Origin of the sequence: Ancylobacter sp. Lp-2 (genome assembly GCF_020523795.1) — a bacterium.
In the GTDB taxonomy this organism is placed as follows: Bacteria; Pseudomonadota; Alphaproteobacteria; order Rhizobiales; family Xanthobacteraceae; genus Ancylobacter.
Genome location: NZ_JAJALI010000003.1, coordinates 273,085 through 288,958, shown reverse-complemented (window position 1 = coordinate 288,958; position 15,874 = coordinate 273,085). Strand labels below are relative to the sequence as shown.

Genomic DNA, 15,874 nt, shown 5'->3' with positions numbered 1-15,874 from the left:
CTCCTTTCCCGCTAGGACGGCTCCACCGCCCAGCAGGCGACCAGGCGACCGGCCTTCATCTCCAGCGGCGGCGTCTCATGGCGGCAGCGCTCGAAGGCGAGCGGGCAGCGCGGGTTGAAGGCGCAGCCGGTCGGCGGATTGAACGGCGAGGGCAACTCGCCCTCCAGCACGATGCGCTCCTTCTTCGCCTCGGGATCGGCGACCGGGGTCGCCGACATCAGCGCCCGCGTATAGGGGTGCTTCGGGCTGTCGAAGATGGCGTCGCGCGGGCCGTGCTCCACCGCCCGGCCGAGATACATCACCATCACCTCGTCGGCCATGTGCCGGACCACGCCGAGGTCGTGCGAGACGAACACATAGGCGACGCCGAGGCTTTCCTGCAGTTCCACCAGCAGGTTGAGCACCTGCGCCCGCACCGAGACGTCGAGCGCCGAGACCGGTTCGTCGAGCACGAGGATCTTCGGGCGCAGCACCAGAGCGCGGGCGATGGCGATGCGCTGGCGCTGGCCGCCGGAGAACATGTGCGGGTAGCGGCCGTGATGCTCGGGGCGCAGGCCGACCCGCTTCATCATGTCGATGGCGCGCTCGCGCCGCTCGGCGGCGGACAGTCGGGTGTTGACCAGCAGCGGCTCCTCGATGGCGGTGCCGATGGTCTGGCGCGGATTGAGCGAGCCATAGGGATTCTGGAACACCATCTGCACCTCGCCGCGATAGCGGCGGCGGGTGCCGGCATCGGCGTCGGCGACGTCGACATTGTCGATGAGCAGCGCGCCGGTGCCGGGCTTCTCGATCATGGTCAGCATGCGGGCCAGCGTCGACTTGCCGGAACCCGATTCGCCGACCACCGCCAGCGTGCTGCGCGGCGCCAGCGCGAAGCTGATGCCGGCCACCGCCTTTACCGTCGCCGATTTGGCGAGCAGCCCGCGTGAGACCTCGTAGGACTGGGCGAGGTCGATCGCCTCCATCACCGAGTTCGTCATGCCGGCATCTCCAGTTTCTTCAGCGCGCGCGGATGACCGTCGACGAGCGGCGTATGGCAGAGGGCATAGCCGAGATCGGCGCCCGCGCGGGGCGGCGGAACCGTCCGGCAGGTCTGGGTGGCGAAGCGGCAGCGCGGCGAGAACAGGCAGCCGGCCGGCCGGTCGGCGAGGCCGGGCACCACGCCGGGGATCGAGGGCAGGATGCGCCCGCTCGCCCGCTCCGGCAGCGCCGCCAGCAGCGCCGAGGTGTAGGGGTGATGCGGATCACGGAACAGGCCGCGCGTCGGCTGCATCTCCACCTGCTGGCCGGCATAGTGGACGCAGACGCGCTGCGCGGTCTCCGCCACCACGCCCATGTCGTGGGTGATGAGCACGAGCCCGACGCCGCTGTCCTTCTGCAGGCGCAGCAACAGGTCGAGGATCTGCGCCTGGATGGTGACGTCGAGCGCGGTGGTCGGCTCGTCGGCGATGATCAGCTTCGGATTGCAGGCGAGCGCCATGGCGATCATCACCCGCTGGCTCATGCCGCCGGAGAGCTGGTGCGGGAACGCCTTCAGCCGCCGCTCCGGCTCGGGGATGCCGACGAGTTCGAGCAGTTCGATGGCGCGCGCCTGACGGGCGGCCTTGTCGAGGTCGAGATGCGCCTTCATGGCCTCGCGCAGCTGGAAGCCGACGGTGAAGCACGGGTTGAGGCTCGACATCGGCTCCTGGAAGATCATCGCCAGGTCGCTGCCGATGATCCTGCGGCGCTCGCGGGGAGCTAGGGCGAGCATGTCCTTGCCGTCGAAGGTCAGGCGGTCGGCGGTGACGGTGGCGGTCCAGGGCAGCAGGCCCATCACCGCCAGCATGGCGACCGATTTGCCGGAGCCGCTCTCGCCGACGATGGCGACCAGTTCGCCGGCGGCGACGTCGAGATCCACCTTGTCCACTGCCCGGAACGGGCCGCGCCCGGTGGCGAAGGTGACGCTGAGGTTGCGGATGGAGAGGAGGGGGGATTGTGCGGCCATGGATCAGCTCCTCCGCAGCTTCGGGTCGAGCGCGTCGCGCAGGCCGTCGCCCATCAGGTTGATGGCGACCACCGTCACCAGGATGGCGAGGCCGGGCAGCGTCACGATCCACGGCGCGGCGCGGATGAATTCGCGTGAATCGGCCAGCATCGCGCCCCATTCCGGGATCGGCGGCTGGGCGCCGAGGCCGAGGAAGCCGAGCGCGGCGGCCTCCAGGATGGCGTCGGAGATGCCGAGCGCCGCCTGCACGATCAGCGGCGCCAGGCAGTTCGGCAGCACGGTAACGAACATCAGCCGAAGCTTGCCGACGCCGGCGACGCGAGCGGCCACGACATATTCCTTCGACAGCTCGGCGATGGCGGCGGCCCGCACCAGCCGCACATAGCGCGGCAGGTAGACGACGGTGACCGCGACGATGGTGTTGACGAGGCTCGGGCCGAGCACCGCCACCACCAGGATGGCGAGCACCAACGAGGGAATGGCGACCACGAGGTCCATCACCCGCATCACCACCACCTCGACGGCACCGCGCAGGAAAGCGCTGGCGAGGCCGAGCACGATGCCCAGCGCCACCGAGACGATCATCACCGACATGCCGATGCCGAGCGAGATGCGCGCGCCGTAGATCAGCCGCGAGAGGATGTCGCGGCCGACCGCGTCGGTGCCGAAGGGGAACTGCCACGTGCCGCCGGCCCAGACCGGGGGCTGCTGCACGAACTGGCGGAACTGCTCGATGGGCGAGTGCGGCGCGACGAACGGCGCGAACAGCGCGAGGAAGGCGATGAAGGCGACCACCATCAGGCCGAGCACCGCGCCGCGGTTCTCGCTGAAGGCCGACCAGAAGGCGCGCAGCGACGAGGGGGCGGGCGGCACGGTCTCGACGAGAAGATGGCCGTCGCCGCCGCTCGCGGGCAGCAGGGTTCCGCTCTCGGCGGCTGTGGGATCAACCATGACGGATCCTCGGATTGATCGCGACATAGGTGAGGTCGACGATGAGATTGACGAGGATGACGATGCCGGAGATCAGCATGATGCCGCCCTGCAACGCCGGATAGTCGCGGCGGGCGATCGACTCGATCAGCCATTTGCCGACGCCGGGCCAGGCGAAGATGGTCTCGGTGAGCACCGCGCCGGCGAGCAGCGTGCCGGTCTGCAAGCCGATCACCGTGACCACCGGGATCAGCGCGTTGCGCAGTGCGTGCAGGCCGACCACCCGCAGCGGTGACAAGCCCTTGGCGCGGGCGGTGCGCACATAGTCCTCGCCCAGCACCTCCAGCATCGACGAGCGCGTCATGCGGGCGATGACGGCCAGCGGGATGGTGCCGAGCACGATGGAGGGCAGGATGAGATGCGCCACCGCCGAGCCGAAGGCGCCTTCCTGGTCCGACAGCAGGCTGTCGATCAGCATGAAGCCGGTGACCGGCTCGAAATAGTAGTTGATCAGGTCCATGCGGCCGGAGACTGGGGTGAGGCCCAGATATTCCGACATGAACATGATGAGCAGCAGGCCCCACCAGAAGATCGGCATCGAATAGCCGGTGAGCGCCACGGTCATCACCGAATGGTCGAAGAAACTGCCGCGTTTCACCGCCGCGATGACGCCGGCGGGTATGCCGAGCACGATGGCGAAGATCAGGCCGCAGAGCGTCAGCTCCAGCGTCGCCGGGAACAGGGTGGCGAATTCGTGCAGCACCGGCGTCTTGGTGACGATGGAGACGCCGAAATCGCCATGGACGATGCCGTTGGCATAGTCGAGGAACTGCTGCCACACCGGCCGGTCGAGGCCGAGCTCATGACGCAGCATGGCGAGGCGCTCCGGGGCGATACCGCGCTCGCCGGTACGGGCCTCGATCGGGTCGCCGGGCACGAGGCGCACCGCCACGAAGGTGACGAACATCAGCGCCACGAAGGTCGGCAGCGTCAGGGCGACGCGGCGAATGAAAAAGCGGAACATCGATATCCCGGGCTTGCGATGCGCTTGTGCCCGCACGTCTCGCTCGTCGGGGAGCGATGGGCGCGGCGGGCGGCGGATCGGAGGTCGTCACATCACGGACGAGGCACCAAGGCTCTACGCGTGCGACAAGGCTCTACGCATGCGGTCTGCGTGGCGGCATCGAGCGGTCGCCGAACGAACCCGCGGGTTCGGACGGGCGGGTTTCATCGCCTTGTCCCACGGGGCGCAACGCGTCACCGGCGGGGGCGGTACAGACCCGTCAGGCTCGAAGGCCGGCGGGTGCGGAAGCCGGACGACTTCCGCGGAGCCTGCTCTAGCGCATCGGCAGGGTCGCAGCGTTTCGAAAAGGCACGGTGCCGGCGGAGCGCTCCCTCCGCCGGCACCGGCATCACGTCACTTCAGGTCGACGCCATAGAACTCGTGGCGGCCGAACGGGCTGACCTTGTAGTCGACGACTTCCTTGCGGGTCGGCTCGTACACCACCGAGTGGGCGATGGTGAACCAGGGCGCCTCTTCCTTCACGATCACCTGCGCCTGCTCATAGAGCTTGGTGCGCTCGGCGACGTCCGGGATGGTCTTCGCCTTGTTGATCAGGGCGTCGAAGTCCTTGTTGCACCACTTGGCGAGGTTCTGGCCGCCCGGACGGGCCGCGGCGCAGCCGAGCAGGAAGAAGAAGTTGTCCGGATCGCCATTGTCGCCGGTCCAGCCGAGCTGGCCGGTCATGTGCTCGCCCTGCTGCAGGCGCTTGCGGTACTCGCCCCACTCATAGGAGACCAGCTTGGCGTTGATGCCGAGCTTGGAGAGGTCCGACTGCATCATCTCGGCGATGCGCTTGGCGTTCGGGTTGTAGGGGCGCTGCACCGGCATCCACCACAGGTCGATGTCGAGCGGCGTCTTCACGCCGGCCGCGTCGAGCATCTGCTTGGCCTTGGCCGGGTCGAAGGGATAGTCCTTCACCGCGGTGTTGTAGGACCAGATGGTCGGCGGGATCGGATTGACGGCCGCCTGGCCGGCGCCCTGATAGACGTCCTTGATGATCGCCGCCTTGTCGATCGCCATGTTGAAGGCCTGGCGGACCTCCTTCTTGTCGAAGGGCGGCTTCTGGGTGTTGAAGGACAGATAGGCGATGTTGAGGCCCGGCTGCGACAGCAGGTTCAGCGCCGGATCGGTCTTCATCGCTGCGATGTCGGCCGGGTTCGGCGCGATCATCACGTGGCACTCGCCCTTCTTCACCTTGGCATAGCGGGCGGTCGGATCCGGGGTGATGGCGAAGACGAGGTTGTCCAGCGCCGGCTTGCCCTCGAAATAGGCCGGGTTGGCCTTGTAGCGGATCACCGCGTCCTTCTGGTAGTTCACGAAGGAGAACGGGCCGGTGCCGACCGGGATCTGGTCGAACTGCTCGGGGGTGCCCTTCTTGAGCAGGAAGTCGGCATATTCCTTCGACATGATGGTGCCGAAGTCCATGGCGAGGTTGGCCAGCATCGGCGAGTTCGGCTCGGTGAGCGTGAACTTCACCGTGTAGTCGTCCACCTTGTCGATCGACTTGAGCAGATCGGGCATGCTCATGTCGTTGAAGTAGTCATACGCGCCGCCGGTGACCTTGTGATAGGGGTTCTCCGGCTTCCACTGGCGCTCGAAGGAGAACAGCACGTCGTCGGCGTTGAAGTCGCGGGTCGGCGTGAAGCCGTTGACGCCGGAGTGGAACTTCACCCCCTTGCGCAGCTTGAAGGTGATCTCCTTGCCGTCGTCGGAGACAGTCCAGCTCTCGGCGAGGCCGGGCACCACCTTGGTGGTGCCGCGCTCGAACTCGACGAGCTGGTTGTAGACCGGGCGGGCGGCATCGAAGCTGGTGCCGGTGGTGTTGAGCGCCGGCGTGAAGTTCTCGGGGCTGCCTTCCGAGCAATAGACGAGCGTCTTGGCGGCATAGGCGGGCGCGGACAGCGCCACGAGTACGGCCGCGGTTGCGGCCAGTTTGGCATTGAATACCGGCATAATGAGTTCCCCTTTTAGGATGTGCGGCGGTAGCCCGTTGCGCGCAGGCTGATTATTGCCAATTCGTCGCACCCATAGCGCGAAATCAAACACGCCTTGATCACTTGTGCAATAAGGCTCAGCTCCCCTACCAAAGTCGTATGTATAGACATTTGGCCGTCGCTATGGGCGCCGCCCCCGCGCCGGTGTAAGACGAAGGCGGCGCCGCCGCGAAGAGGCGCGCGCGCATCAGGGAGACGAGACAAATGAACGCCGCGTCGCATGCTGCCTCGAAGGCCATCTTCGATTGGGAGGATCCGTTCGACCTCGACGGCCAGCTCACCGAGGAAGAGCGGATGGTGCGTGACACGGCGCGCGATTATGCCCAGGAAAATCTGATGCCGCGGGTAGCTTCCGCCTATCGCGAGGAGCGTTTCGACCGCGAGATCATGAGCGAGATGGGTGCACTCGGCCTGCTCGGCCCCACCATCCCGGAGGAATATGGCGGTGCCGGCCTCGGCTATGTCGCCTATGGGCTGGTTGCGCGGGAAGTCGAGCGCGTCGATTCCGGCTATCGCTCGGCGATGAGCGTGCAGTCCTCGCTGGTGATGCACCCGATCCATGCCTATGGCAGCGAGGAGCAGCGGAAGAAATACCTGCCCAAGCTCGCCACCGGCGAGATGATCGGCTGCTTTGGCCTGACCGAGCCGGACGCCGGCTCCGATCCCGGTGGCATGCGTACACGCGCCGAGAAGATCGATGGCGGCTACCGGCTCAAGGGCGCCAAGATGTGGATCACCAACGCTCCCATCGCCGATATCGCGGTGGTGTGGGCGAAGTCGGCGGCGCATGACAACGCCATTCGCGGCTTCGTGCTGGAGCGCGGCACCAAGGGGCTGTCGCTGCCGAAGATCGAGGGCAAGCTCTCGCTGCGCGCCTCCATCACCGGCGAGATCGTCATGGACGACGTCGAGGTGCCGGAAGAGGCGCTGCTGCCGAACGTCGCCGGGCTGAAGGGGCCGTTCGGCTGCCTCAACCGCGCCCGCTACGGCATCGGCTGGGGCACCATGGGCGCGGCGGAGGCCTGCTATGCGGCGGCGCGTTCCTACACGCTCGACCGCGTGCAGTTCGGCCGGCCGCTGGCGGCCAACCAGCTGATCCAGAAGAAGCTCGCGGACATGGCGACCGAGATCGCGTTGGGGCTTCAACTCGCGCTGCGCGCCGGCCGGCTGTTCGACGAGGGGCGCCTGTCGCCGGAGGCGATCTCGGTGCTGAAGCGCAACAATTGCGGCAAGGCGCTCGACATCGCCCGCGTCGCCCGCGACATGCATGGCGGCAACGGCATCTCGTCGGAATATCCGGTGATGCGCCACATGGTGAACCTCGAGACGGTGAACACCTATGAGGGCACGCACGACATCCACGCACTGATCCTCGGCCGGGCGATCACCGGGATCCAGGCGTTCTTCTGAGCCAGATGCTCTTCTGGGAAGGTGAATGAAGGGGCGGGCGGTCAGCCCGCCTCGCTCTCCAGCGCGGCGATCAGCATTTCCGCCGTGGAGATGTTGAGCGCCAGCGGGATGTCGTAGACGAGGGCGACGCGCATCAGCGCCTTCACATCGACATCGTGCGGCTGGGCGCTGAGCGGGTCGACGAGGAAGACCAGCGCCCGCACCCGGCCCTCGGCGATCAGCGCGCCGATCTGCTGGTCGCCGCCGAGCGGGCCGCTCTTCAGCCGGGTGAGACGGAGCTCCGGGCAGGCTTCGAGGATGCGCCCGCCGGTGGTGCCGGTGGCGACGATGTCGAAATGCGCGAGCACGCGACGATGTTCGGTCGCCCAGGCGACCATGTCGTGCTTCTTGCTGTCATGGGCGACGAGGCCGAGAAGGCCGGCGGCGGGGCCGGGGTTGGGCGGCAAGCTCACGGGCGAAGGCTCATATGTGGTACATCAGATCGGCGTCGGCATTGCGGGCGAACGCCATCATCTCTTCCAGCGTCATCCGGTCGAGAATGTCGCTCATGGCGTCGCGCACCTTGCTCATGGTGACCTGGACCGCGCAGATCTTGAGATCCTGGCAATCCTGACACGGCACATAGGCACTCTTGGAGGCGCAGTTGATCGGCGCCAGCGGCCCGTCCAGCGTGCGGATGATGTGGCCGACGCGGATTTCCTTCGGCAGGCGCGACAGCGCGTAGCCGCCGCCGGGTCCCTTCTTGGAACGCAGCATGCCGGCATTGCGCAATTCGAGCAGGATGGCGTCGAGGAATTTCTTCGGAATGTTATTGGCGCTGGCGATTTCGGCGCCCATCGCGCTCTGCCCCTGGGGCAAGCCGGCGAGGAACAGCATCGCCTTGAGCCCGTACTTGCCCTTATTGGTCAACATCGCCGCTATGAATCCCGACAGGTCGAAGCGAATCCTCCGCTCCGGCATTTCTTCATAGATGATAGATCAAGCGGCTTTTTAAAGAGGGCGCAAGAGGGTAGGGCGTTCAGCGGGACGCAGCGGAAGCGGCAATCGTCGCCGCCGGAGCCTCCGCCTCGCTGGCGCCGGGATGCACGAACAGCACCGCCGCGGCGATGGCGCCATAGGCGAGTGCGAACATCAGGGTGTGACGATGGCGGACAATGCGGCTCATGATTTCCTCTCATCTCATAGTCTATGGACACCATGGACTATGTAAAGTGGGAAATCGGCTGAATCACGAAAATTTCCGCATGGGCGAAATTAACAACGAAATTTATATGTGATTATTGGGATTGAGGTGGGAAGGCCTCGGCTTCTGCCTCGAACGCGGCGGCGAAGGCGGCGACGCGGCGGTCGATGCGGATGTCGCTGCTGCGCAGGGGGCGAACCAGCGACAGGCCTTCCAGCGAGCGGGCGCGGGAGAGGGCGACATAGGCCTGCCCCGCGGCGAAGGCGCCGGAATCGAAATCGATGCGCACGTCCTCCAGCGTCAGGCCCTGCGCCTTGTGCACGGTGATCGCCCAGGCGGGCACCAGTGGCAGCTGGGTGTAGGTGCCGACGATCTTGGCCTCGACCTTGCCGGTCGCCTCGTCCCAGTCGTAGCGGATGCGCTCCCAGCTCACCCGCTCGATCTCGGCGACGCCGCCGGCGTCGAGCCGCACGAAGGCGCGGTCCGGCGCGAGGCCGATGACGGTGCCGACCGAGCCGTTGACCCATTGCTTCTCGGGATCGTTGCGCACCGTCATGACGCGGGCGCCGACCTTGAGCAGCAGCGATTCCTGCACTGGCAGGCGGTCATTGGCGAGGTCGAATTCGCCCTGGCTCGCGCCCTCATAGATGCGGCCGTCATCGGCGAGACCTTCCAGGCCGCGACGATTATAGGCGTCGACGCGGGCATTGGTGGGGGCGAGCACCACCGGGATACGCCCCTCGCGATGCGGGCGGTAACTCGCCTCGTTGATCGCCGCCACCGCATCGGCGACGAAGCGGCCGGAGCGCAGCGCGGCGAGATGCCCGACGAAGTACTCGTCGGACTGGCGCCAGACCCGGGTGAAGGGCAGGCGGGCGACATGGGTCTCGCGCAGCACGCGGGCGTCGAAGGCGAAGGGGCCCTCATAGCCGAGATGGCCGAGAATCTCGCGCTCGGCCATCGGCACCACCGGCGGCAGTTGCAGGAAGTCGCCGACCAGCACGACCTGCACGCCGCCGAACGGCTCGGGCCGGCCACGCGCGATGCGCAGGCAGCGGTCTACCGCGTCCAGCACGTCGGCGCGCACCATCGACACCTCGTCGATGACGAGGCGTTCGAGCTTCTTCATCAGCGTGCGCTTGGGCGAGCGGGGCCGCACCTGATCGGGATCGACGAGGCGCGGCGGCAAGCCGAAGAAGGAATGGATGGTCTGGCCGCCGAGCTGCAGCGCCGCCACGCCGGTAGGAGCAAGGAAGACCTGCCGCGCGCCGCCATGCTTGCGCAGCATGTGCAGGAAGGTGGTCTTGCCGGTGCCGGCGCCGCCCAGCACCATGGTCACCGGCGCCTGCTCGCGTAGCGTGGCGAGCGGCCGGGCGAAGTCGACCTCCCGGTCTGCCGACGTGTCGGCCGGTCGAATCGCTGTGCTGTCGGTAGCTGTCGTGTTCATCGGTCCAATTGAGCACAGCTGGCGCCGCTGCCCAAATCCGGAGGCCGGGACGGGATCGCCGAACTCAGTGCAGCTTGATCAGGGCGAGCCCGGCGACGATCAGCGCCGCGCCGGCGAGACGGCTGGGGCGCGGCGTCTCCTTCAGCAGGAATATCGCGATAACCGCGGCGAACAGCACGCTGGATTCCCGCACCGCCGAGACGAGGCCGATGGGTGCCCTGGTCATCGCCCAGATGGTGATCCAATAGGCCGAGAGCGACATCGCCCCGCCCAGCGCGCCCGGGCCGAGGAAGCCGAGCATCGGCCGCAGCGCCGCCGGCCGGTGGCGTAGCAGTGCGACGGTGAGCACGCAGGGACCTTCCAGGAGGAACAGCCAGGCGGAGTAGAGGTGCGGGTTGCCGGTGGTGCGGGCGCCCATGCCGTCGATGATCGAGTAGACGGCGATGGAGAGCGCGCAGGCGCTCGCGAGGAGGAGCGCACGGACGTCGAGATGGCCCTTGCGCGGCCAGGCGATGGCAAGCACGCCGGCGGCGAGGATGGCGACGCCCGCGACCCCTTGCCCGTCGATCGGCTCTCCCAGCAGCACCAGCGAGAACAGCGTGGTGATCAGCGGCGAGCCGCCGCGCGCCACCGGATAGACGAAGCCCATATCGGCCCGCCGATAGGCTCCGGTCAGCGTCAGGTAATAGACGAGATGGACGGAGATGGAGCCGGCGATCCACGGCCAGATATGGGCTGGTGGCGGCCCCATCCACAAGGCGATCGGCAGGGCGATGACCGAGCAGGCGCCGGTGATCAGCGCGACGGCGATGAACGGATCCAGCCGGATCTTTAAGAGGGCGTTCCAGCCCGCATGCATCACGGCGGCGGCGATGACCGCCAGGAAGACGCTGGGTTCCATTCGGCGGCGGCCTGCGGGGAAGGCCGATCCCGATGGACCGGCGGGCACGGTGATAGACGATTCCGTGCCCGCCGCCGAGCTTTTATGACAGTTTCGTCACACGGCGAAACGGGTGACGAACTTGGTGTTCACATAGGCTTCCATGGCCTCGGTGCCGCCTTCCGAGCCGTAGCCGGAATCCTTGATGCCGCCGAACGGCACCTCGGGGAGGGCGAGGCCGTGATGGTTGATCGAGATCATGCCGCTCTCCACCCGGCGCGAGAACGCCTCGGCGGTGGCGGAGGAGGTGGTGTAGGCGTAGGCCGCGAGGCCGTAAGGCAGGCGGTTGGCCTCGGCGATCACCGCTTCGGTCGAGGTGAAGGGCTGGATCGGCACCAGCGGGCCGAACGGCTCCTCGTTGAGGATGCGTGCATCCGGGGAGAGGTCGGTGAGCACGGTCGGCTCGAAGAAATAGCCCTTGTTGCCGATGCGCGAACCGCCGGTGCGCAGCGTGGCGCCCTTCTGCACCGCATCGGCGGTGAGCGCCTCCATGGCGTCGATACGACGGGAATTGACCAGCGGGCCCATGCGCACGCCGTCATCGAGGCCGTTGCCGACCTTCATGCCCTTCACCGCCTCGGTGAAGCCGTCGACGAACTTGTCGTAGAGGTTCTCGTGCACCAGGAAGCGGGTGGGCGAGACGCAGACCTGGCCGGCATTGCGGAACTTGGCGCCGGACAGCAGCTTCACCGCATGGTCGAGGTCAGCATCCTCGAACACCACCGCCGGGGCGTGGCCGCCGAGTTCCATGGTGACGCGCTTCATATGCGCGCCGGCGAGCGCCGCCAGCTGCTTGCCGACCACGGTGGAGCCGGTGAAGGTGATCTTCTTCACGATCGGATGCGGGATCAGGTAGCTGGAAATCTCGGCGGGCACGCCGAACACCAGATTGACCACGCCGGCCGGCACGCCGGCATCCTGATAGGCCTTGAACAGCTCGGCGCAGGAGGCGGGGGTGTCTTCCGGTCCCTTGAGGATGATCGAGCAGCCGGCGGCGAGCGCGGCGGAGGCCTTGCGGACCGCCTGGTTGATCGGGAAGTTCCACGGCGTGAAGGCGGCGACGACGCCGACCGGCTCGCGCACCACCTCCTGGTGGATGTTCTCCGCGCGGGGGGCGATGACGCGGCCATACTGCCGGCGGCCTTCCTCGGCGAACCAGTCGATGATGTCGGCGGCGGCCAGCGTCTCGACGCGGGCCTCGGGAAGCGGCTTACCCTGCTCCAGGGTCATGATGCGCGAGATGTTCTCGGCGCGCTCGCGCAGGATCTCGGCGGCCTTGCGCATGATCTTGTAGCGCTCATGCGCCGGCACGCGCTTCCAGGTCGCGAAGCCCTTCTCCGCCGCCGTGAGGGCGTCGTCGAGATCGGCGGTCGAGGCATGGGCGAGGGTACCGATGACCTCTTCCGTCGCCGGGTCGACGATGGGCTGGCTGGCGGGCGCGCCGCCGTGGCGCGAGCCTTCGCGCCAGACGCCATCGATGAACAGAAGGACATCGGGATAGGAAACGGTCGACATGGGAACCTCGTGCAAAGAAAAGGCGCCGACGTGAAAAATGCCCAAGCGGGGCTACGGGGCGTCGCGGTATCCCACACCTAATCGCCCGACCGCCCGGTTGGAAGGGCCGAATGCGCGATTGGATCCGGGATCTGCGCGGCACGGTTGTTCATTCATGCGGGAACCGCGAGGCGGGAACGGACGTTGGCGGAGAGCGGGCTTGACCCGGCGTTCCACTTTCACCGGGCGATGGGGGCTCATGAGTAACCGCACCAGTGGCGACGACGCGCCGGACGATCGGGCATCGGCCAGCCGCCAGGCAAGAAGCCTCCGGGCCGGAGAGCGACGCCGCTGGTGGCAGCGCAGCTGGGGCGCGGCGCTGATGCTCGCCGGTGCGGCCCTGCTGATGGGGTTGGTGCTGACGGTCTGGAGCGAGGCGGCGCTGTTCGGCGGATAGGCTTTGCCCGGCCCTGCACCCGGCCCGGAATCAGAAAGGGCCCCGGCCAGATCAGCCGGAGCCCTTTCTCGTGTTGTGGGTGCGGGCGATGACGCGCGGGATCAGTGACCCGAGTGGCCACCCGCGATGATCTCGCGCTTGCCGGCATGGTTGGCCGGGCCGACCAGCCCCTCGTTTTCCATGCGCTCCATGATCGAGGCGGCGCGGTTGTAGCCGATCTGCAGCCGGCGCTGGATGTAGCTCGTCGAGGCCTTGCGGTCGCGCATCACCACTGCCACCGCCTGATCGTAGAGATCGCCCGGTTCGGTGCCCATGGCGGTGGCGTCGAACACCGCGACGTCGCCCGCCGGCGGCGGCACGTCCTCGTCGTCTTCCGCCGTCACCTCGTCGAGATAGTCCGGTCGGCCCTGCGCCTTCAGATGCTCGACGACGCGCTCGACCTCCTGGTCGGAGACGAACGGGCCGTGCACGCGCGAGATGCGCCCGCCGCCGGCCATGTAGAGCATGTCGCCCTGGCCGAGCAGCTGCTCGGCGCCCATCTCGCCGAGAATGGTCCGACTGTCGATCTTCGAGGTGACCTGGAAGGAGATACGGGTCGGGAAGTTGGCCTTGATGGTGCCGGTGATCACGTCGACCGAGGGGCGCTGGGTGGCCATGATCAGGTGGATGCCGGCGGCGCGGGCCATCTGGGCGAGGCGCTGGATGGCGCCCTCGATGTCCTTGCCGGCAACCATCATCAGGTCGGCCATCTCGTCGACGACGATGACGATGTAGGGGAGAGGCGTGAGATCCATGATCTCCTCCTCTTCCATCATCTCGCCGGTCTCGCGATCAAAACCCTTCTGGATGGTGCGGGTGATGATCTCGCTCTTGGCCGCCGCCTCCACAACACGGGCGTTGAAGCCGTCGATATTGCGCACGCCGAGGCGGCTCATCTTCTTGTAGCGCTCCTCCATCTCGCGCACCGCCCATTTGAGGGCGACGATCGCCTTCTTCGGGTCGGTGACGACAGGGGTGAGGAGGTGCGGGATCCCCTCATAGACCGAGAGCTCCAGCATCTTCGGGTCGATCATGATCAGCCGGCACTGGTCCGGGCGGTGCCGGTAGAGCAGGCTGAGGATCATGGTGTTGATGGCGACCGACTTGCCGGAGCCAGTGGTGCCGGCGACCAGCAAATGCGGCATGCGGGCGAGATCGACGATGACCGGTTCGCCGCCGATGGTCTTGCCCAGCGCGATGCCAAGCTTGGCCTTGGCGGCTTCGAACTCGTGGCTGGACAGCATCTCGCGCAGCCACACCGTCTCGCGGCGCTGGTTGGGCAGCTCGATGCCGATGACGTTGCGGCCTTCCACCACCGCGACGCGGGCGGAGATGGCGCTCATCGAGCGGGAGATGTCGGCGGACAGGCCGATGACGCGGCTCGACTTGATGCCGGGCGCCGGCTCCAGCTCGTAGAGCGTCACCACCGGGCCGGGATTGGCGTCGATGATCTCGCCGCGCACGCCGAAATCGTGCAGCACCTGCTGGAGCTTCACCGAGTTGCGCTCGAGGAACTCTTCCGACAGCTCGTAGTCCGGCTCGACTTCCGGCGGCACGGTCAGCAGCTCGAGCGGCGGCAACTCGTAGCCGAAGCGCGCGGACACCGCCGGCACCGGGGCCGGGCGGGGAGCGGGCGTCGCCGGATGCTCGGTGGCCGGCGCCGGCCGGGCGGCGACCGGCGCCGGGGCTTCCGGGGCCGGGGCCTCGGGCGCCGGTTTGGGCAGCGCCGCGGCGATGGCGAAGGCCGGCCAGGAGAAGGTGACGGCAGCCCCGCCCAGCGCATAGGGGGCATCGAACGCCGTGGCGAGATCCTGCGCAGCGGCTTCCGGTGCCGGTGCCACGGCGGCGAGCATCTCCTCGATCGGCGCGCTTTCGACGATCACCGCTTCCGCGGACACCGCGGCGACAGGCGACTCGTCGACACCCTCGTCGTCATCGATGTCGTCGAACCCGTCCTCGTCATCCTCGTCATCCTCGTCGTCCAACTCGTCATACGCCAGGTCGTCGCCGTCGTCGGCGAGCGCCTCGAAGGTGTTTTCTTCGGCGTCATCCGCGTCGACGACGAGGTTGGCGATCGCCTCGCCGGTGTTGGCGGCACCCGCGGTGGAGGCGTCGATCGTCATGTCCTGATGCGCCGGCACCACCGGCGGTTCCGCCCAGCCGAGCTGGATTAGTCCGGCGATGCGCTGAATGGAGTTGGGTAGGCCGTTGTCCTGCGGTTCGAAGCTGGCAGTGACGACCGGAACCGGTGCGTGCGGCACGTCTGCGGGAGCCGGCGTCGGCGCCGTCAGGGCGACGGGTGCCGTCTCGCTCGACACCACGGCGGCGGGCATGACGTTGTTGGGCGTGGCCGGCTGGAGAACCGGCGAGGCCGGCGGCCGGCGCGGCGGCACCAGCAGCGCGGGCGGACGCACGGTCGTCGCCGGTGCGGAGGCTTCGGCCGGCGTCGCCACCGGCGCGGCGGGAACCGCGGCGGGTTCCGGCGCCGGCGGCTGGCGAAGCAGGTAGTCCGGCGTGCGGGTGAACCGGGTATTGGGCGGCATGGTGAAGGGTTGCAGCCAGCTCGGAATCACCACGCGCGGGCCGGGAGCCACCGTCGGGACCGGATTGCCGGCATAGGCCGGCTCGCGCAGCGGCGCGGGATCGCGGGGCACCGCCGGCAGACGGGGAGTGCCGGTGTTGGGATAACCCGCCGCGACGGGGCGGGGCGCCAGTCGGCTGGCCGGCTCGGCGAGGGGCGCGCCGGCATAGAGCGAGGGCGCCGGCAGGGTGGAGCCGGGCCCGCCGGCCGGATTCTTCACCTGGGGCGGCGGCGGCGCGTTCAGCTTATGATTGACGCGCGAGACCAAGCGCGCGGCGCGCGCGGCATCGTCGCTCGCCTGAGTGGATGGGGAACCATTCCGATCGGAAGGACGATCCGGGAAACGCAT

14 protein-coding genes are annotated in these 15,874 nt (G+C 67.8%); 2 read left to right on the top strand and 12 right to left on the bottom strand.

Annotated features, from left to right (window positions below; translation table 11 throughout):
* Positions 1 to 11 precede the first annotated feature (11 nt).
* From LGR54_RS09605 to LGR54_RS09585, 5 genes are all read right to left on the bottom strand, one after another.
* Positions 12 to 980 carry a dipeptide ABC transporter ATP-binding protein gene (locus LGR54_RS09605; protein ID WP_230361746.1) on the bottom strand — a complete coding sequence of 323 codons (969 nt, stop codon included), beginning with the start codon at positions 978 to 980 and terminating at the stop codon, positions 12 to 14.
* A complete protein-coding gene (locus LGR54_RS09600; RefSeq protein ID WP_230361745.1) occupies positions 977 to 1,987 on the bottom strand; it encodes an ABC transporter ATP-binding protein in 1,011 nt (336 codons plus the stop codon). The genes LGR54_RS09605 and LGR54_RS09600 overlap by 4 nt, the downstream gene beginning before the upstream one ends.
* A 3-nt stretch (positions 1,988 to 1,990) precedes the next feature.
* Positions 1,991 to 2,938, bottom strand: a complete 948-nt coding sequence (locus LGR54_RS09595; RefSeq protein WP_230361744.1) for an ABC transporter permease subunit — start codon at positions 2,936 to 2,938, stop codon at positions 1,991 to 1,993.
* Positions 2,931 to 3,941, bottom strand: coding sequence for an ABC transporter permease subunit (locus tag LGR54_RS09590; protein ID WP_230361743.1), 1,011 nt, complete (start codon positions 3,939 to 3,941; stop codon positions 2,931 to 2,933). Before LGR54_RS09590 ends, LGR54_RS09595 begins: the two co-directional genes overlap by 8 nt.
* 393 nt (positions 3,942 to 4,334) lie before the next feature.
* Positions 4,335 to 5,933 carry an ABC transporter substrate-binding protein gene (locus LGR54_RS09585; RefSeq protein WP_230361742.1) on the bottom strand — a complete coding sequence of 533 codons (1,599 nt, stop codon included), beginning with the start codon at positions 5,931 to 5,933 and terminating at the stop codon, positions 4,335 to 4,337.
* A 245-nt stretch (positions 5,934 to 6,178) separates the two neighbouring features.
* Here LGR54_RS09585 and LGR54_RS09580 point away from each other — a divergent pair, with 245 nt between their 5' ends.
* Positions 6,179 to 7,384 (top strand): acyl-CoA dehydrogenase, encoded by a 1,206-nt coding sequence (locus LGR54_RS09580; protein WP_230361741.1) that lies wholly within the window; start codon positions 6,179 to 6,181, stop codon positions 7,382 to 7,384.
* A gap of 41 nt (positions 7,385 to 7,425) precedes the next feature.
* On the opposite strand, the gene LGR54_RS09575 is transcribed toward LGR54_RS09580, so the two are convergent.
* The 6 genes from LGR54_RS09575 to LGR54_RS09550 all read right to left on the bottom strand — a co-directional run bounded on the left by LGR54_RS09575 (position 7,426) and on the right by LGR54_RS09550 (position 12,469).
* Complete coding sequence (locus tag LGR54_RS09575) at positions 7,426 to 7,830, bottom strand: methylglyoxal synthase (protein ID WP_255607524.1); 405 nt, start codon at positions 7,828 to 7,830, stop codon at positions 7,426 to 7,428.
* Positions 7,831 to 7,846: 16 nt separating this feature from the next.
* The gene (locus tag LGR54_RS09570; protein WP_213350391.1) at positions 7,847 to 8,296 is read right to left on the bottom strand and encodes an Rrf2 family transcriptional regulator; all 450 of its coding nucleotides are present in this window, start codon (positions 8,294 to 8,296) and stop codon (positions 7,847 to 7,849) included.
* Between the two features lie 106 nt (positions 8,297 to 8,402).
* Positions 8,403 to 8,549 (bottom strand): hypothetical protein, encoded by a 147-nt coding sequence (locus LGR54_RS09565; RefSeq protein WP_230361740.1) that lies wholly within the window; start codon positions 8,547 to 8,549, stop codon positions 8,403 to 8,405.
* Positions 8,550 to 8,661: 112 nt separating this feature from the next.
* Positions 8,662 to 10,014 carry an ATP-dependent RecD-like DNA helicase gene (locus tag LGR54_RS09560; RefSeq protein WP_230361739.1) on the bottom strand — a complete coding sequence of 451 codons (1,353 nt, stop codon included), beginning with the start codon at positions 10,012 to 10,014 and terminating at the stop codon, positions 8,662 to 8,664.
* Between the two features lie 64 nt (positions 10,015 to 10,078).
* Entirely contained in the window at positions 10,079 to 10,915 is an 837-nt protein-coding gene (locus LGR54_RS09555) for an EamA family transporter (RefSeq protein WP_230361738.1), read from the bottom strand.
* 96 nt (positions 10,916 to 11,011) lie between these two features.
* Entirely contained in the window at positions 11,012 to 12,469 is a 1,458-nt protein-coding gene (locus LGR54_RS09550; RefSeq protein ID WP_230361737.1) for an NAD-dependent succinate-semialdehyde dehydrogenase, read from the bottom strand.
* Positions 12,470 to 12,707: 238 nt separating this feature from the next.
* Here LGR54_RS09550 and LGR54_RS09545 point away from each other — a divergent pair, with 238 nt between their 5' ends.
* Positions 12,708 to 12,905, top strand: coding sequence for a hypothetical protein (locus LGR54_RS09545; RefSeq protein ID WP_230361736.1), 198 nt, complete (start codon positions 12,708 to 12,710; stop codon positions 12,903 to 12,905).
* Between the two features lie 101 nt (positions 12,906 to 13,006).
* Here LGR54_RS09545 and LGR54_RS09540 read toward each other — a convergent pair whose 3' ends face one another.
* Entirely contained in the window at positions 13,007 to 15,745 is a 2,739-nt protein-coding gene (locus tag LGR54_RS09540) for a DNA translocase FtsK (protein WP_370638171.1), read from the bottom strand.
* Positions 15,746 to 15,874 lie beyond the last annotated feature (129 nt).